Origin of the sequence: Streptomyces crystallinus, assembly GCF_039521265.1 — a bacterium.
GTDB classification, from domain to species: domain Bacteria; phylum Actinomycetota; class Actinomycetes; order Streptomycetales; family Streptomycetaceae; genus Streptomyces; species Streptomyces crystallinus.
The window spans coordinates 47,206-64,755 of record NZ_BAAACA010000002.1 but is presented as its reverse complement, the minus strand read 5'-3'; the positions used below and the strand labels follow the sequence as shown (position 1 = coordinate 64,755).

Annotated in this window: 15 protein-coding genes; 5 read left to right on the top strand and 10 right to left on the bottom strand. The window is 70.0% G+C overall.

Annotated features, from left to right (window positions below):
- Positions 1-3,483: multifunctional oxoglutarate decarboxylase/oxoglutarate dehydrogenase thiamine pyrophosphate-binding subunit/dihydrolipoyllysine-residue succinyltransferase subunit (locus ABD236_RS01545; RefSeq protein WP_344068931.1), on the top strand; the 3,483-nt coding region annotated here is incomplete at its 5' end.
- A gap of 80 nt (positions 3,484-3,563) precedes the next feature.
- Here the strand turns inward: ABD236_RS01545 and ABD236_RS01540 are convergent.
- Together ABD236_RS01540 and ABD236_RS01535 are read right to left on the bottom strand one after the other, a co-directional pair.
- Complete coding sequence (locus ABD236_RS01540) at positions 3,564-3,791, bottom strand: DUF6191 domain-containing protein (protein WP_344068928.1); 228 nt, start codon at positions 3,789-3,791, stop codon at positions 3,564-3,566.
- A 107-nt stretch (positions 3,792-3,898) separates the two neighbouring features.
- Positions 3,899-4,588: a hemerythrin domain-containing protein gene (locus ABD236_RS01535; RefSeq protein ID WP_344068925.1), complete on the bottom strand. Its 690-nt coding sequence runs from the start codon at positions 4,586-4,588 to the stop codon at positions 3,899-3,901.
- A 317-nt stretch (positions 4,589-4,905) separates the two neighbouring features.
- Here ABD236_RS01535 and ABD236_RS01530 point away from each other — a divergent pair, with 317 nt between their 5' ends.
- Positions 4,906-5,613 carry a gamma-glutamyl-gamma-aminobutyrate hydrolase family protein gene (locus ABD236_RS01530; RefSeq protein WP_344068922.1) on the top strand — a complete coding sequence of 236 codons (708 nt, stop codon included), beginning with the start codon at positions 4,906-4,908 and terminating at the stop codon, positions 5,611-5,613.
- 193 nt (positions 5,614-5,806) lie between these two features.
- Here ABD236_RS01530 and ABD236_RS01525 read toward each other — a convergent pair whose 3' ends face one another.
- Entirely contained in the window at positions 5,807-6,268 is a 462-nt protein-coding gene (locus tag ABD236_RS01525; RefSeq protein ID WP_283141628.1) for a carboxymuconolactone decarboxylase family protein, read from the bottom strand.
- A gap of 561 nt (positions 6,269-6,829) precedes the next feature.
- Between ABD236_RS01525 and ABD236_RS01520 the strand changes: the two genes are divergently transcribed.
- The 3 genes from ABD236_RS01520 (at position 6,830) to ABD236_RS01510 (ending at position 8,801) form a co-directional block, all read left to right on the top strand.
- Complete coding sequence (locus tag ABD236_RS01520) at positions 6,830-7,660, top strand: AfsR/SARP family transcriptional regulator (RefSeq protein WP_344068915.1); 831 nt, start codon at positions 6,830-6,832, stop codon at positions 7,658-7,660.
- A 90-nt stretch (positions 7,661-7,750) separates the two neighbouring features.
- The gene (locus ABD236_RS01515; protein WP_344068912.1) at positions 7,751-8,572 is read left to right on the top strand and encodes an AfsR/SARP family transcriptional regulator; all 822 of its coding nucleotides are present in this window, start codon (positions 7,751-7,753) and stop codon (positions 8,570-8,572) included.
- A gap of 94 nt (positions 8,573-8,666) precedes the next feature.
- Positions 8,667-8,801 carry a hypothetical protein gene (locus tag ABD236_RS01510; protein ID WP_257583886.1) on the top strand — a complete coding sequence of 45 codons (135 nt, stop codon included), beginning with the start codon at positions 8,667-8,669 and terminating at the stop codon, positions 8,799-8,801.
- A gap of 12 nt (positions 8,802-8,813) precedes the next feature.
- On the opposite strand, the gene ABD236_RS01505 is transcribed toward ABD236_RS01510, so the two are convergent.
- The 7 genes from ABD236_RS01505 to ABD236_RS01475 all read right to left on the bottom strand — a co-directional run bounded on the left by ABD236_RS01505 (position 8,814) and on the right by ABD236_RS01475 (position 17,264).
- Positions 8,814-10,043, bottom strand: a complete 1,230-nt coding sequence (locus tag ABD236_RS01505) for an acyltransferase family protein (RefSeq protein ID WP_344068907.1) — start codon at positions 10,041-10,043, stop codon at positions 8,814-8,816.
- A gap of 128 nt (positions 10,044-10,171) precedes the next feature.
- Positions 10,172-10,639 (bottom strand): carboxymuconolactone decarboxylase family protein, encoded by a 468-nt coding sequence (locus ABD236_RS01500; RefSeq protein WP_344068904.1) that lies wholly within the window; start codon positions 10,637-10,639, stop codon positions 10,172-10,174.
- A gap of 224 nt (positions 10,640-10,863) precedes the next feature.
- The gene (locus tag ABD236_RS01495; protein WP_344068901.1) at positions 10,864-12,051 is read right to left on the bottom strand and encodes an acyltransferase family protein; all 1,188 of its coding nucleotides are present in this window, start codon (positions 12,049-12,051) and stop codon (positions 10,864-10,866) included.
- 167 nt (positions 12,052-12,218) lie between these two features.
- Complete coding sequence (locus tag ABD236_RS01490) at positions 12,219-13,694, bottom strand: FAD-dependent monooxygenase (protein WP_344068898.1); 1,476 nt, start codon at positions 13,692-13,694, stop codon at positions 12,219-12,221.
- A 28-nt stretch (positions 13,695-13,722) separates the two neighbouring features.
- Positions 13,723-14,709 (bottom strand): alpha/beta fold hydrolase, encoded by a 987-nt coding sequence (locus ABD236_RS01485; protein WP_344068895.1) that lies wholly within the window; start codon positions 14,707-14,709, stop codon positions 13,723-13,725.
- A gap of 89 nt (positions 14,710-14,798) precedes the next feature.
- On the bottom strand, positions 14,799-15,635 hold the full coding sequence (locus tag ABD236_RS01480) for an NAD(P)H-binding protein (protein ID WP_344068893.1): 837 nt from the start codon (positions 15,633-15,635) through the stop codon (positions 14,799-14,801).
- 141 nt (positions 15,636-15,776) lie between these two features.
- Positions 15,777-17,264, bottom strand: coding sequence for an FAD-dependent monooxygenase (locus ABD236_RS01475; protein ID WP_344068890.1), 1,488 nt, complete (start codon positions 17,262-17,264; stop codon positions 15,777-15,779).
- Positions 17,265-17,550: the final 286 nt, after the last annotated feature.

Here is a 17,550-nt window from a genome sequence, read left to right as displayed (position 1 = left end):
GCCGCCGCCCCGGCGCCGGTCCAGGCGCAGGCCCCGGCCCCGGCCCCCGCGAAGGCCGCTCCGGCGCCCGCCACGAAGCCCGCCGCCCAGGCCGCCCCGGCGACCGAGGCCCCGGCCGGTCCGGAGTTCGTCACCCTGCGCGGCCCCGCCGCCGCCGTGGCGAAGAACATGCACGCCTCCATCGACGTCCCGACGGCCACCTCGGTGCGCGCGGTCCCGGTGAAGCTGCTGTTCGACAACCGGATCGTCATCAACAACCACCTGAAGCGCGCCCGGGGCGGGAAGATCTCCTTCACCCACCTCATCGGGTACGCAATGGTGCAGGCCATCAAGGCCATGCCGTCGATGAACTACTCCTTCACGGAGAAGGACGGCAAGCCCACCCTGGTCAAGCCGGAGCACATCAACTTCGGCCTCGCCATCGACCTGGTGAAGCCCAACGGCGACCGCCAGCTGGTCGTCGCGGGCATCAAGAAGGCCGAGACGCTCAACTTCTTCGAGTTCTGGCAGGCGTACGAGGACATCGTCAAGCGGGCCCGCCAGGGCAAGCTCACGATGGACGACTTCTCGGGCGTGACGGTCTCCCTCACCAACCCGGGCGGCCTCGGCACCGTCCACTCCGTGCCGCGTCTGATGCCCGGGCAGTCGGTCATCATGGGCGTCGGCTCGATGGACTACCCGGCCGAGTTCCAGGGCACCTCCCAGGACACCCTGAACAAGCTGGGCATCTCCAAGGTGATGACCCTCACATCGACGTACGACCACCGGGTCATCCAGGGCGCCGCCTCCGGCGAGTTCCTGCGGATCGTCGCCAACCTGCTCCTGGGTGACAGCGACTTCTACGACGGCATCTTCGAGTCGCTGCGCATCCCCTACGAGCCGGTCCGCTGGCTCAAGGACATCGACGCCTCGCACGACGACGACGTCACCAAGGCCGCGCGCGTCTTCGAGCTGATCCACTCCTACCGGGTCCGCGGCCACGTCATGGCCGACACCGACCCGCTGGAGTACCGCCAGCGCAAGCACCCCGACCTGGACATCACCGAGCACGGCCTCACCCTGTGGGACCTGGAGCGCGAGTTCGCGGTCGGCGGCTTCGCGGGCAAGTCCCTGATGAAGCTGCGCGACGTCCTCGGCGTGCTGCGCGACTCGTACTGCCGCACCACCGGCATCGAGTTCATGCACATCCAGGACCCCAAGCAGCGCAAGTGGATCCAGGACCGCGTGGAGCGCTCGCACTCCAAGCCGGAGCGCGAGGAGCAGCTGCGGATCCTGCGCCGTCTGAACGCGGCGGAGGCGTTCGAGACGTTCCTCCAGACGAAGTACGTCGGCCAGAAGCGCTTCTCGCTGGAGGGCGGCGAGTCGGTCATCCCGCTGCTCGACGCGGTCATCGACAGCGCCGCCGAGTCGCGCCTTGACGAGGTCGTCATCGGCATGGCCCACCGCGGCCGCCTGAACGTGCTTGCCAACATCGTCGGCAAGTCGTACGCGCAGATCTTCCGCGAGTTCGAGGGCAACCTCGACCCGAAGTCGATGCACGGCTCCGGCGACGTCAAGTACCACCTGGGCGCCGAGGGCACCTTCACCGGCCTGGACGGCGAGCAGATCAAGGTCTCGCTGGTCGCCAACCCCTCGCACCTGGAGGCGGTGGACCCGGTCCTGGAGGGCGTCGTCCGCGCCAAGCAGGACGTCATCAACAAGGGCGGCACGGACTTCACGGTCCTGCCCGTCGCCCTGCACGGCGACGCGGCCTTCGCGGGCCAGGGCGTGGTGGCCGAGACCCTGAACATGTCGCAGCTGCGCGGCTACCGCACCGGCGGCACGGTCCACATCGTCATCAACAACCAGGTCGGCTTCACCGCCGCCCCGGAGTCCTCGCGCTCCTCCATGTACGCCACGGACGTGGCCCGCATGATCGAGGCGCCGATCATCCACGTGAACGGCGACGACCCGGAGGCCGTGGTCCGCGTGGCCCGGCTGGCCTTTGAGTTCCGCCAGACGTTCAACAAGGACGTCGTGATCGACCTCATCTGCTACCGCCGCCGCGGTCACAACGAGGGCGACAACCCGCAGTTCACCAACCCGCAGATGTACAACCTGATCGACAAGAAGCGCTCGGTGCGCAAGCTGTACACCGAGTCGCTGATCGGTCGCGGCGACATCACCCTGGAAGAGGCGGAGCAGGCGCTCCAGGACTTCCAGGGCCAGCTGGAGAAGGTCTTCGCCGAGGTCCGCGAGGCCACCCAGCAGGCGGGCGAGATCCAGTCCCCGGAGCCGCAGCCCGAGTTCCCGGCGGCGGTGAGCACCGCGGTCTCCCAGGAGGTCGTCAAGCGCATCGCCGAGTCGCAGGTGAACATCCCCGAGCGGATCAAGGTCCACCCGCGGCTGATGCCGCAGCTCCAGCGCCGCGCCGCCTCGGTCGAGGACGGCACGATCGACTGGGGCATGGGCGAGACCCTGGCCATCGGCTCGCTGCTGATGGAGGGCACCCCGGTCCGTCTGTCGGGCCAGGACACCCGCCGCGGCACCTTCGGCCAGCGCCACGCGGTCCTGGTCGACCAGGAGACCGGCGAGGACTACACCCCGCTGATGTACCTCACCGAGGAGCAGGCGCGCTACAACGTCTACGACTCGCTGCTCTCCGAGTACGCGGCGATGGGCTTCGAGTACGGCTACTCGCTGGCGCGTCCGGAGTCCCTCGTCATGTGGGAGGCGCAGTTCGGCGACTTCGTCAACGGCGCCCAGACGGTGGTGGACGAGTTCATCTCCTCCGCCGAGCAGAAGTGGAACCAGACGTCCGGCGTCACGCTGCTGCTGCCGCACGGCTACGAGGGCCAGGGCCCGGACCACTCGTCCGCGCGCCCCGAGCGCTTCCTCCAGATGTGCGCGCAGAACAACATGACGGTCGCGATGCCGACGCTCCCGTCGAACTACTTCCACCTCCTGCGCTGGCAGGTGCACAACCCGCACCACAAGCCGCTCATCGTCTTCACCCCGAAGTCGATGCTGCGTCTGAAGGCGGCGGCGTCCAAGGTGGAGGAGTTCACCACGGGTGGCTTCCGCCCGGTGATCGGTGACGAGTTCGTCGAGGCGAACGCGGTCCGCAAGGTCGTCTTCTGCGCCGGCAAGGTCTACTACGACCTGAAGGCGGAGCGCGACAAGCGCGGCGCCACGGACACCGCGATCATCCGCCTCGAGCGCCTCTACCCCCTCCCGGGCGCGGAGCTCCAGGCCGAGATCGCCAAGTACCCGAACGCCGAGAAGTACCTGTGGGCCCAGGAGGAGCCGGCGAACCAGGGTGCCTGGCCGTTCATCGCGCTCAACCTGATCGACCACCTGGACCTGGCGGTCGGCGCGGACGTCCCGCACGGCGAGCGCCTGCGCCGCATCTCGCGCCCGCACTCCTCGTCGCCCGCGGTGGGCTCGAAGAAGCGGCACGAGCAGGAGCAGGAGCAGCTGGTGTCGGAGGTCTTCGACGCGTAGTCACCGGCGGCCGCGGCCGTGACGGTACGCAGGGCCCGGCACCCCGAGCGATCGGGGTGCCGGGCCCTGCGGCGTACGCGCTAGTCGCCGGCCTTGTGCCCGGTCTCGTCGTCCCCGGCCGCGTCGTCCCCGGTCTCGTCGTCCTTCGGCGGCACCCGTATGGTCACCGTCCCGCTGGCCAGGTCTATGGGCCCGCGCCCCGGATCGGCGTCCCCCGCCTCGTCCAGGGTGATCTCCAGCCGCCGCCGCTCCTCTTCCTCGTGCCGCTTGCCGGGCGCGAAGATCTCGTTCAAGGCCGATCCGAACACGAGCGGTCACCTCCGGTCTGTGGGTCCCGTACCCACATAACGCTGTGCGGGGCCTGTCAGATCCCGATCATGACCGGAAGAAACGGAACCGCCTCTTCGCGCGGCCGCTACGCCACGCCCAGCGCCCGCTTGCTCTCGATGTACAGCTGCACCAGCTGCGGCCGGTGGGAGCGGAAGGGGACGGGGAAGCTGGCGAGGATCGCGTCGTAGCCCTCGGCCTCCTCGGGGTCCTCCAGGAGGCCGAAGACCAGGTGGCCGCCGGACTTGGGGCTGCCCTCGGTGATGGCCGTACGGAGGCGGTCCACCTCGTCGGCCGGGACGCCGGGGAAGAGGTCGCGGACGACCGGCTCCTCGGTGTCCAGATGGCCCGCCAGGATGTCGCGGACCTTGCGCGCCGCCGCCGTGCCGGCCCCCGCCGCCTGTGCCACCGCCGCCGAACCCACCTGCTCGCCCGCCTCGTTGGCGGCGCTCAGGAGCTCCACCGCCCGGCTCAGGCCGCCCAGTTCCCGGTCCAGCTCCGCGTGCTCGTCGTTGAGGGTGTCGAAGGCCGCCACCGAGCCGGGGTAGAGCTCGTGCAGGACGGGCCAGAACAGCTCGTCCTCCGACTCGTGGTGGTGGTGGGTGAAGTCGATGAGCCACTGCGTGGTGTCGATCAGTTCCTTGACGCTGACCTGGTCGCCCTCGCCCAGGCGCTCGAACGCGTTCGCCACCAGTTCCGTCCCCCGCCGCAAAATCGCGTGTACGGCGAGGAACTCCTGATACATACGGGCGCCTGGGTTGTCTGTCGCGGCGGTCATGTCGGGTATCCCCCAGTTATTTGACGCTAATGGACCGATCACTGCCGCGAGGGTACGCAAAAGCTCCGCGCGCCCCATAGGGGTGTTCGACTGCGATCACCCCGCAGTTGAACGCACGCGGTCTCGTCGCTTTCTTCCGAAAGACGACCGTGTTTCCACCGTACCTATTTTTTGATTTCTTCCACAGAGCCGGGCTCTGTGCAATTCTTGATCCAAGACTTCGCACTGGATACGGACAGGTCCGGGGCGTTCGAGAAGCGCACAAGTGACGCTCTAGTGAAACTCCATTTCGCTGGAATTGGGAAGGACGACATTCGATGACTCGGCCCGTCGTGGCGGTGACCGCCGACCTGACAACGGTGAATTGGAACATTTGGGGAGATGTGCATGTGGCGCTCCTCCCCTGGGAGTACATGGAGAAGGTCCACCAGGCCGGGGGCGCCCCCGTTCTCATACCGCCGATTCCGGACGCCGTCGACGACGTGATGGCGCGGGCCGATGCCCTGCTCATGAGCGGCGGCGCCGATATCAACCCCGCTCTTTACGGTGCCGAGCGCGAGAAGTTCACGTTTCCGCCGCACGAGGCCCGGGACACCGCCGAACTGGCGGCGCTCACCGCCGCCGAGCGGCGTGGGATTCCGGTCCTCGGCGTCTGCCGCGGCCTCCAGCTGATTTCCATCAACCGCGGCGGAACGCTCGACCAGCACCTGCCCGAGCACTCGCCCGCCGTGCCCGGCCAGTACGAGCCGCGCGAGATCCAGGTGAAGCCGGACTCGCTGCTCGGCAGCGCGCTCGGGCCGACCGCCACCGTCTACTGCCACCACCACCAGGGCATCGCCAAGCTGGGCGCCGGTCTGGTCGCCACCGCCTGGTCGGACGACGGCGTGATCGAGGGCGCCGAGGCCGAGGACCCGTCGGCCCCGTTCCTGGCCGGCCTCCAGGCCCACGGCGAGCTGGGGAGCGACACCCTCCCCCTCTTCGAGGCCTTCATCGAGGCCGCCCGCAAGCAGCAGCAGAAGAAGTAGGAGAGGCACGAGGGCGCCGGTTTCCTGGGGTGCGAGCCCCGGGAAACCGGCCGGTGCCGGGGAACCGCCCCACAAAAGCGGCCCGTTCACCGCAACGTCCTTGCGGTGAACGGGCCGCCCGCCGTCGAGCCGTCCGCCCGACCTGCCGGCCGTCGGGGGTGGCCGGCCGGCACCAGCAGCTTTACGGGGGTGATCAGCTGTTGGGGTCGGCAACCTGGCCGATGGCCACGTGCAGACGGTTCCACAGGTTCGCGGTGGCGACCGAGAGGACGATCGCCGCGAGCTGCTGCTCGTTGAAGTGCTTGGCCGCGTCGTTCCAGACCTCGTCCGAGACGGCGTCCTCGCGGTCGGCGAGACGGGTCACGGCCTCGGCGAGCGCCAGGGCGGCGCGCTCGGCGTCCGTGAAGTACGGCGTGTTGCGCCAGGCGGCGACGGCGAACAGACGCTCGTCCGAGGTCTCGCCGGCGGCCTTGGCCAGACGGGGGTGGCGGTCCGCGTTGGCGCCGTCGCCGTTGATCTGGCTCGCCCGCAGATGCAGCAGCTCAAGCAGCTTCACATCGACGCCGGGAACTTCCTTGCTGGCCTTTCCGAGCGCGACCAGAGCGTCAATGGCACCGGGAACGACAAAAGCAGGGTGCTTGGCCCGAGCAGTCATGATTTGCTCTCCTCAAAAGATCTCACGTAAACGCCGAACACTTCACACGGAAACTGTGACGCCGGACGCCGACCGGCCCTGCCAGAACATCCACACCGGTCGGCTTCCTCCGTCACACCTATGACGAAACGTGGCCCGTGAATGTGACGGGAGTCAGGTGTGACCCACGCCACATGCGGTGGCGGTGCGGGCCCGTGCACTGGGCGCTTGTCTAAGGACCGCGTAAGATCCGGATCCCGGAGCGGCACGGGAGCGGGTTCGGAGCGGGAGCGGGATCCGGGCGGGGGCGGGCTGCGGAGCCTCGAAAATCCGCCACATCCGGCCGTTCTTTACCCAGAGTCGAGTGGCTTCAATCCGAGCAGAATTCGCGACTGCTACAGGATTTTGACAACGCGGTCAGGACTTTGACAGGTACGTCAGAGCAGCCGCAGGCGGGCTTGCCGCGGCGGGTGGGTAAGAGCACATGATCAAAGCGGGTTGCCGCCGAGGGCCTGCCAGCCGAGCGGACACTTCCGACCCGAATACCCTTACCCCCCGTATTTCCCGACTCTGGGGAGAAACATGGACATCGAAGTGCTGGGTGCACTGTCGGTGCGGAAGAACGGGTTATCCATCGCGCCCACTGCCCCCAAACCGAGGCAGGTGCTGGCCCTCCTCGCGCTGCACTCCGACCAGGTGGTGCCGCTGGCGACGCTGGCAGAAGAACTCTGGGACGACACCCCGCCGCGCAGTGCCCGTACGACCGTGCAGACGTATGTGATGCAGCTCCGCGAGCTCATCGGCGAGGCGCTGGCCCGCCGCGACGGCGAGCGCCGCACCGCCAAGGACGTCCTCCTCACGCTGCCCGGCGGCTACCGCCTGGAGACGGAGGACGACGAGGGCACCGCGGACTTCCGTGAGTTCGAGCGGCGTGCCACGGCCGGTCACCGGGCCATGGACGCCGGCGACCACGAGGGCGCCGCCCGGCTGCTGCGCGAGGCGCTCGCCCTGTGGACCGGATCCGCCCTCACCGGAGTGCACCAGGGCACCCGGCTGCGCACCGAGGCCGAGCGGCTCGAAGAGGCCCGGCTCGCCGCGCTCGACGGGCGCATCGAGGCCGATCTGCGCCTGGGCCGCCACCGCGAACTACTCTCCGAGCTGACCGTGCTGGTCAGCCGCTATCCCCTGCACGAGGCGCTGCACGGCCAGTTCATGCTGGCGCTGCACCGCTCCGGTCGGCGCAGCGAGGCGCTCGGCGTCTACCAGCGGCTGCGCGCGACCCTGGTCGCCCAGGCCGGTCTGGAGCCCTCGGCCGCGCTCGGCCGGCTCCAGATGGCCATCCTCGCCGCCCGGCCCGGTTCCCCGGTGCCCGAGGGCGCCCGTGTCACCGAGCTCGTCGCCCGCGCGAGCTGAGGTCCGCGTACCCACGCTCCCCCGGCGGCCTGGCCCCGGGGGGAGACAACGATGTCCGGCGCACCCCCGCCTTTTACCCGAGAGGAAGCCGTGAAAATCCAGGTCCTGGGCCCCTTGAGTGCCGAAGTGAACAGAGTCTCCGTCGTCCCGACGGCGGGCAAGCCCCGTCAGATCCTCGCGCTGCTCGCCCTGTACCCGGGGCGCGTCATCCCCGTACCGACGCTGATGGAGGAGATCTGGGGCACCGAGCTGCCGCAGAGCGCGCTGACCACCCTCCAGACGTACATCCTCCAGCTGCGGCGGCGGCTCGCCGGCGCCATGGGGCCCGACGCACAAGTTTCGGCCAAGGACGTTCTGGCCACCCGCTACGGCGGCTATCTGCTCCAGATCCCCTCCGAGGCGGTCGACGTCCACAGCTACGAGCAGCTGGCGGCGGAGGGCCAGCTCGCGTTCGACGACGGCCACAACGAGCGGGCGGCGGACTGCTTCCGGCGCGCGCTCGACCTGTGGGAGGGCCCCGCGCTGGTCGACGTGCGGGTGGGGCCGATCCTCGACATCGAGGTGATGCGGCTGGAGGAGAGCCGGCTGGTGGTCAGGGAGCGCCGGATCGACGCCGACTTACGCCTGGGCCGGCACGCCGAACTCACTGCCGAGCTCACTGATCTGATTGCCCGTCACCCCCAGCACGAAGGTCTGCACTCGCAGGCGATGGTGGCGCTCTACCGCTCCGGGCGGCAGGCCACCGCGCTCGATGTGTACCGCAGGCTGCGCGGCCGGCTCATCGAGGACCTCGGCGTCGAGCCCTCGCCGCAGCTCCAGCGGCTGCACCAGGCGATCCTCGCCGTCGACCCCCAGCTCGACGTCGTCGCGGGTCCGCGCCGCACCTCCACCTTCGATCTGTACGCGGCCTGATCCGAGCCGTGTGCAACCCCGGCGGCTCGCCGTGCCGCCGCCGTACGGCCATGCTCGAACAGCCCGTGCTCGTATCCATGCGAAGGGGGAGCAGATGTACGAGAACAGGGAAGACCGGGAAGATCACGAGCTTCGGCCGGGTGACCTCGTCGCCGTCGCTCCTCCGCTCCGGCTCGCCGGAGCGGAGGAGGACGACGTCGAGCTGAACATCATCCGGGGGATCGACTGATCCGCGCACCGGTCACTCGGCCCCGGCGAGCGGCTTCGCGCCCGTCGCGGCGCCCTGGCGCCGGGGCCTGGACCAGCCACGGGTGATCGGCCGCTCCACCAGTGCGTACAGCGCCCAGGCCGCGAGCACACTGACGGCGAACATCGCGCTCAGCAGTCCGACGGTCTCCGCGGTCGAGTAGAAGTCGTGGCCCAGCCACTTGCGGCCGTAGGTGAGCACGATGAAGTGGACGAGGTAGAAGGCGAACGATATCTCGCCGAGCCAGACCATCGTGCGGTTGCGGAAGGGACTGACCGTGCCCTTCACGTCCGCGGTCGCCGCCGCCGCGATCAGGAAGACGATCGGGACGATGGTCGTCGAGCGCTGCGAGTAGAGGAACGGCACGTGCGAGGCGAGCACATAGCCGCCCACGAGCAGCCCGGTCGACCAGAGCATGCCGATGTTCCACCAGCGGCCCTTGATCACCGCGAGCGCCACCAGCATGCCGAGCGCGAAGTCCACCATGCGCACCGGCGGCAGGAAGTACGCGAACCAGTACTGCGTCACGGTGGCGTGGGCGCCCAGCTGCTCGCCGCCGGGGAAGTACGGCTTGTCGGGGAAGACGGCGTACGTGATCGTGGGAGTGGCGATCACCAGCGCGACCAGGGCGCCGATCCAGTACTTGAGCCGCTCGACGGGAATGCGCCGGAACAGGGTGAGCAGCAGCGGGAAGCACGCGTAGAAGACGAGCTCGCACCCCAGCGACCAGCTCGGGGTGTTCACGCTGGAGAAGACGTCGAACTTCGGCACCCAGACCTGGACCATGAACAGGTTGGCGACGGCCGTGCGGGTGGGCGTGTAGGCGGAGGCGAACAGCACCATCGCCAGCACCCAGGTGATCACGTAGTTCGGGTAGATCTTCACGAACCGGCGGCGCCAGAACGCCCGGGTGGTGTCCGTCTCGCGCGCCGACCAGGTCAGCACGAAGCCGCTGAGGACGAAGAAGAACGTGACGCCGAGGGATCCCGCGTTCCTGGTGAGCTCGAACCAGTCGTGGGTCGTCTCGTTGTCCTTGAGCAGCCGCAGACCCGGGAACGGCAGTCCGCTGTGGTTGAGGAAGACCAGGAGCGCGGCCGGGAAGCGCAGTCCGGTCAGCGACGGCAGCCGACTGGTGGCGGGCCTCAACAGGCCGTCGCGGACGGGCACTTCCGGTGTGACGGCGGCGCCCGGCGCCGGACCGCCGATCGTGTTGCCGTGGGTCATGGCACACCTTCCTGGGACATGGGTGGTGGTCTGGGTTCGGTTCGTTCGACTGCTGTGCCGCCGACGGCCCGGCCACCCGCTCGCGGGGTGACCGGGCCGCCCGCCCGTACGGCTTGCGTGTGCCGGTCCTAGCGGTCCCACTCCCGGCTGCCGGCCAGCTGCTTGGTGGTGACGTTGAGGCGGCTGAACATGTTCGTCACACCGATCGTGAGGATCAGCGAGGCGACCTGCTCGGTGTCGAAGTGCTTGGTGACCTCGTTCCACACGTCGTCCGGCACCGGGTCCGCCTGGTCGGCCATCCGGGTGGCCGCCTCGGCGAGCGCCAGCGCGGCGCGCTCGGCCTCGGTGAAGAACGGGGCGTCCCGCCAGGCGGCCACGGCGAAGAGCTTCTCGTCGCTCTGGCCGGCCTCACGGGCCCGCTGGGCGTCACCGGAGACACAGAAGCTGTCGCCGTTGATCTGGCTCGCCCGCAGGTGCACCAGCCCGAGGATCAGCTCCGGCACTCCGCCCTTGCGGGAGGCGAAGTACAGCTCCTGGATCAGCCGGGCGGCCTCCGGGTTGAAAACGGCCGGGTTTTCCATGCGCGGCTCGTGCATCGCTGACTCCTTATAGTCCGGTCGGCTCGGTGGGAGGTTCGTCACTACAGTGAAGGAGGGCCCTTGAGATCAACTCGGGTCACGCTCGCTTTCCGGCCACATTTACGCCAACAAACATGGCCGGTACGCCTGTTGAGGGGCGCACCGGCCATGGGGTGGCTGGTTTCGGATCGTCGACACCACTGCAAATCGGACGATTGTGTTCGGGTGGCGACAGAGGGCCGTCAGGTCGCGGGGGCCGCCGCGGTCTTGGCCCGCCGGGGGCTGGACCAGCGCCTGGTGATCGGCCGCTCGGCCAGGGCGTACAGCGCCCACGAGGCCAGCACGCTCGCCGCCAGCATCAGCAGCACCAGACCCGCCGTCTCGGTCTTCGAGTACAGGTCGTGGCCGAGCAGCTTGCGGCCGTACGCGAGCACGATGAAGTGCAGCAGATAGAAGGCGAACGATATCTCGCCGAGCCAGACCATCGCGCGGTTGCGGAAGAGGGTGAACCGGCCCTCCGCGTCCGCGGTGGCCGCGGCCGCGATCAGCAGCACGACCGGGATGATCGTCATCGAGCGCTGGGCGTAGAGCAGGTCCACGTGCAGCGAGAGCCAGTAGGCGACCGCGAGGAGCAGACTCGACCACACCATGCCGATGTTCTTCCAGCGACCGCGCATCACCGCGTGGGCCAGCAGCATGCCGAGCGCGAAGTCGAGGAGCCGCACCGGCGGCAGGAAGTAGGAGAACCAGTGCTGCGTCACCGAGGCGCTGGAGGCCGACGCGGTGAGCTGGATGTGCGGGGTGTCCGGCAGCAGCTGGTAGCTGATCAGCGGCGTCAGGATGATCCCGGTGATCAGCGCGCCGATCCAGTACTTCAGCCGCTGCGGCTCGATGCGCAGGAACAGCCGGTGCAGCAGCGGGAACGACGCGTAGAAGATCAGCTCGCAGCCGAGCGACCAGCTGGGCGGGTCCACACTGAAGAGGTACTGGAAGTCGGGCACCCAGACCTGGACCATGAAGAGGTTGGCGAGGGCCACCCGGGTCGGCGTGAACGCGGAGGCGAACGTCAGCAGGGCCAGGCCCCAGGTGATCGCGTAGTTCGGGTAGATCTTCATGAACCGGCGGCGCCAGAACGCCCGGGCGGTGTCCTTGTCCCGTGCCGACCAGGTCAGCACGAAGCCGCTGAGCACGAAGAAGAACGCCACACCGAGCGAGCCGGCGTTCTCGGTCTTCTTGGAGAGGTCGATGGCCGCCTGGTCGTCCTCGAGGAGGCGCAGCGTGGGGATCGGCAGACCGACATGGCTGATGAAGACCAGGAGGGCGGCGGGAAAGCGCAGCCCGGTCAGCGAGGGGAGCCGGCTGAGGGCGGGGCGGGGCAGACCGTCCCGTGTCGATGCGTCACGTGACGTTCTGGTCGCGCCGTGCGTCATGGCAAACCTTCCTGGGGCATGGGGGTGTGTCCTCTCGCGGGGAGAGGAGGTGCTGGGGGCTGGGGAGCGGGCCGCCCGCCGTGCACGAGGGCAGGGCGGGCGAGGTGCGCCGGGCTCCCGGGCGGGCCGCCGGGACCGGGGTCCCGGCGGCCCCCGCGGTCACTCCGTCACGCCTGCCCCGAGGCCGCGCCGAACCAGCGCTCCAGGGCGCCTCGGAGCTCACCGCCGTCCGGCGACACCCAGGCGACGTGGCCGTCGGGCCGCAGGAGCAGCGCCTCGGGGTCGGCGTCCGCGGCGTGGTCGCCCGGCACCCACTGGCCCGTGACCACGTCGACCCGGTCCGACCAGCCCGCGGCGAGCCGGGCGGCCTCGGGGGACTCGCCGGTGGTGACGAGCACCCCCCGCGCGGCGTGCAGCAGTTCGGCGACCCGGACACGGCCGCCGTCGGCGAGCTTCAGCTCGCGGTCGGGCGAGAAGCGCAGCCCCAGCAGCGGGTGGCCGCTCGCGCCCATGTCGTACCGCACGTCGAGACCGCTGACCTGGCCGGCCAGATGGCGGGCGACGGCCGGGGACTCGACGAGCTCGCGCATCACCGCGCGCAGCGGCTCCATCTCGTCGCCGGTGAGGTAGAGGCGGGTCTGCGCGCGGGTGTTGCGCATCAGCTGCTCGCCGACCGGGTGCCGCTCGGACTCGAAGGTGTCGAGCAGTCCCTCCGGGGCGTGGCCCCGGACAGCGGCGGCGAGCTTCCAGCCGAGGTTGACGGCGTCCTGGACGCCGACGCTCATGCCCTGGGCACCGGCCGGCATATGGATGTGGGTGGCGTCGCCGGCGAGGAAGACGCGGCCCTTGCGGTACTGGGAGGCTTGGCGGGTGGTGTCGGTGAAGGCGCTGATCCAGCGGACCTCGGCGTGGTGCAGGGACTCCCCCGTCATCCGCTGCCAGGCGTCGGCGACGACCTCGAAGGTGAGCTGGCTCTTGTCCTCGTGCGGGCGCAGCTTCTCGTCGTGGATGACGATCCGGTCGACGCCGTTCTCCAGGTTGAAGGCCATCACCATGCCGCCGGGCACCTGCTCCCCGATGGGCCGCTGACGTACTCCGGCGCCGACCAGGTCGGCCATGTACATCCCGCGGGTGGCGTCCCAGCCGGGGAAGTCGATGCCCGCGGTCTTGCGGACGACCGAGCGCGCCCCGTCACAGCCCACCAGGTAGGCGGCCTCCTCCTCACCAGGGCCGTCGGGGCCCTCGAAGGTGACGACGACGCCGTCCCCGGTCTCCCGGAAACCCGTCACCTCGTGGTTGCGGTGGACGGTGACGCCGAGCTCACCGAGCCAGGTCTCCAGGATCTCCTCGGTACGGAACTGGGGGACGCCCCGGACGCTGAAGTGGTTGTCGTCCAGCTTGGAGAAGTCGATGCGCACCCCGCCGAAGTGGCCCTGGGCCCATTCGACGTCGCCGAACCGGGCGAGCAGTCCGCGCTGGTCGAAGACCTCGGCGGCGCGCCGGGTGAACCCCACGCCGCGCGACTCGCCGCTGGGCGCGGGCAGCCGGTCGTAGACCGCCACCTCCGCGCCGCCCAGGGCGAGTTCACCGGCGAGCATGAGCCCGACCGGGCCCGCGCCGACTATGATCACTCCTTTTGCCATGTTCGTCCTCCTCCGTTGTCAGGTCTTTTCAGGCGAAGAACTCCAGGAACGCCCGCAGGACGCGGTCGGGCGCCTCTTCCTGGAGGTAGTGCACGGTGTGGTCGAGCTTCACCACGCGTACGTCGGTCCCGAGCGCCGGCAGCGTGGCGCAGAACTGCGGGTAGCTGACCTCCGAGGCGAGGCCGAGAAGCGGCGCGGTGATCTTGGCGTATGTCTTGATGTCCGCGATGTCCTGGTGGAAGGCCTGGTACCAGCCGTTGGCCGCGCGGATGCCGTCCGGGGTGTCGTAGGTGCGCGCGTACACGTTCCGGTCGAATTCGCTGACCAGCGACTGGTCGGCCAGGGCGTGGGCGAAGAGATAGTCGATGAGGTCCCGGGACCGGCCGCGGAGCAGTTCCTCGGGCAGCCCGCGCACCTGGTTGAAGGCGTACCACCAGGTATTGAAGCCGGCGCCGGGGCGGGTGAGGAGCGGGAGCCGGTAGAAGCTCTCGTCCGGGTGCAGGGCGTCCAGCATCGCGACCCTGCGGGTGCTCTCGCCGTGGTTGGCGGCGAAGCTGAACGCCACCTTCGAGCCGATGTCGTGCCCCGCGACATCCACCTTGCGGTACCCCAGCGCGCGCACCAGCTCGTGGATGTCCCGGGCCATCGTCTTCTTGTCGTAGCCGCCCTGCGGCTTCTGAGAGGAACCCTGGCCGCGCAGATCGACGGCGATCACCCGGAAGTGGCGCGCGAGCGCCGGCATGATCTTGCGGTACGACCACCAGGTCTGCGGCCAGCCGGCGATGAGGACCAGCGGCGTTCCCGACCCGCCGGCCACATAGTGCAGCCGTACGCCGTTGACGTGCGCGTGGTGGCTGCGGAAACCGCCGGGCAGCGACCGGGCGAGCTCCGCGTCGCCCGGCACGCGGGGCTTGGGTGCCGCCGCGGCGGGCTCTGCCACGGCGACACCGCCTGCCATCGCGAGGGCGGCCGAACCGGCACCCAGGCCGATCATCTTTCTGCGGTCCAGCGACATGCTTCGTCCTACCTGTCCTACGTGTGCCTGCATGGGGGGAGGGATTGCGCCCGTGGGGGGATGGGGGTGTGGGGGCCGGGCGAGGGCCGTCAGCCGCGGAACGGACCCGCGTACTCCTCGGCCCACTCGGTGAAGGGCCGGGCCGGGTGGCCGGTCAGCTTCTCGACGTCACCGGTGAGCGGGACCGGGGAGGAGCTGGCGGCCCAGAGGTCGAGCAGCGCGTCCGCGATGTCGCCCGGCATGAAGTCGGGCTTGTTGGCGCGCCACACGGCCGGCGGGACCTCGGTGACCGGGATGGACCGGCCCGCGGCCGCCTCGATGGCGGCGATGTGCTGGGTGAAGGTGAGCGCCTCGGGGCCGGTGAGGTGGTACGAACGGCCGCGCAGCGCCGGGTCGGTGAGCACCGCGAGCGCGGCCTCGGCGACATCGCGCTCGTTGACCGGGTCGGCGTAGCTGTTCGGGTAGGGCAGGCCGACCGTGCCGCGCGCCTTGAGCTGCCAGGCCCACGGCAGGGCGTTGCTGGCGAGGGCGCCGCAGTTCAGCGGGGTGGAGGTGATCGAGGAGGCGGCCAGCGCCTGCTCGACCGCGAGGTGCGGGGCGGCGATCGGGTTGACGGCGGCGTCGGGGCGCAGCACCGCGTCGGCGGACATCACGACGACGTGCTCGACCCCGGCCTCCTCGGCCCGCTCGACGAACTCCCCGATCGCGGAGGCCTCGCAGTACAGGAAGACCGAGGTCACCCCGGCGAGCGCGGCCGGGAAGTCGGCCGGCTCGTCGAGCGCCAGCTTCACGGACTCGACGCCCTCGGGCAGCGCCAGCTTCTCGGGGCTGCGCGAGCCGGCGCGTACGGAGACGCCCCTGGCGGCCAGCAGCCGGACGAGGTGCGAGCCGACTTTGCCACTGCTGCCGGTGACGAGGACGGTCATGGTGTTTCCCTTTCGGACGGAACGTGGTGGGCGTACGGCCAGTTCGGACGGAACTCGGGGGCGTACGGCCAGGGCCTGTCCGGCGGGTAGGCGCCGGACAGGCCCTCGGCAGGGTGGCGGCTGGTGCTGCGCGGACAGCTTCTAACCGGCCACTTGAGCCGCGCCGAACCACCGCTCAAGCGCGTCACGGAGCTTGCCGCCGTCGGGCGAGGCCCATACGACATGGCCGTCGGGGCGCACGAGCACGGCCTCCGGGTCCTGGTCGGAGGCGGTGTCCGAGGGGACCCAGGCGCCGGCGACGACGTCGACGCGGTCCGCCCAGCCCTCGGCGAGCTCGGTGGCCTCGCCCGAGTCACCGGTCGTGATCAGGACACCGCGGCCGGCGTGCAGCAGCTCGGCGACCCGGACCTTTCCGCCGTCGGCGCGCTCGACCTCGCGGCCGGGGGCGAGACGCAGCCCGAGCAGCGGGTGACCGGTGCCGTCGGTGTCGACGTCGTACCGTACGTCCAGGCCGCTGACCAGGCCCGCGAGGTGGCGGGCGGCGTCCGGGATCTCCACCAGCTCGCGCAGCACGGCGCGCAGCGGCTCCATCTCCTCGCCGCTGAGGTAGATCAGCGACTGGGCGAGGGTGTTGCGCAGCAACTGCTGCCCGACCGGGTGCCGTTCGGTGTGGTAGGTGTCGAGCAGCCCCTCGGGGGCCTGGCCCTTGATGGCGGCGGCGAGCTTCCAGCCGAGGTTGACGGCGTCCTGGATGCCGACGCTGACGCCCTGGGCGCCGAGCGGCGCGTGGTCGTGGGCGGCGTCGCCGGCGAGGAAGACGCGGCCCTTGCGGTAGTCGGTGGCCTGGCCGGTGTAGTTGGTCAGGGCGCACATCCAGCGGGCGCTGGCGCCGTGGATGTCCTCGCCGGTCATGCGCTCCCAGGCGTCGGCGAGCTCGGAGAACTTCAGCTCGCCCTCGCCGTGGTGCGGGCGCACGCCCGGCTCGTGGATGACGATGCGGTCGACACCCGGCTCCAGGGTGACCGAGAGGATCATGCCGCCGCCCTCGATGCGCTGGCCGATCGGGCGCATCGGCAGTCCGGCGCCGACCACGTCGGCCAGGTACATCCCGCGGGTGGCGGGCTCGCCGGGGAAGTCGATGCCGGCCAGCCGGCGGATGGTGGAGCGGGCGCCGTCGGTGCCGACGAGGTACTGGGCCTCCTCCTCGCCCGGCCCGTCGGGGCCCTGGTACTCGACGACGACGCCGTCCTCGGTCTCCCGGTAGCCGGTGACCTCGAAGCCGCGGCGGACCGTGACGCCGAGCTCCTCGACCCAGGCGCCGAGGGTCGCCTCGGTGCGGGACTGGGCCAGGCCCATGATGCCGTAGTGGCTCTCGTCCAGCTGGTCGAAGTTGATACGGACCCCGCCGAAGTGGCCCTGCTTGCCCCAGCGGATGTCGCCGAGCTTGGTCAGCAGGCCCCGCTGGTCGAGGACTTCGGCCGTACGGCCGGTGAATCCGAGGCCGCGCGACTCACCGCTGGGAGCCGGAAGCTTGTCGTAGAGGGCGACCTCCACACCGGCGAGGCGGAGTTCTCCGGCGAGCATGAGTCCTACCGGACCGGCCCCGACAACAATTGCGCCCTGGGTCATGTGCGCACTCCTCGTGCAGATGGATGACATGGATCAGCCGATATGGCCGATGCTGGCAGCGCAGACCTGAGTACGACTCAAGTCATCCATTTGCGGCACGAGTTGGGGTGTACGACGGCACGGAATGCGAAAAGCGCGGCACCGCCGGATTCATGGTCCGGCGGTGCCGCGCTTCGGAGAGCGTGTGGTGAATTGCCCGGCGCGAATCAGGTATTGAGGTTCATCACCCGGTCGACGGCGAGGCCCCATTACCGGCCAATGGCGCCCCTCCGCCAGGTGTCGGAGG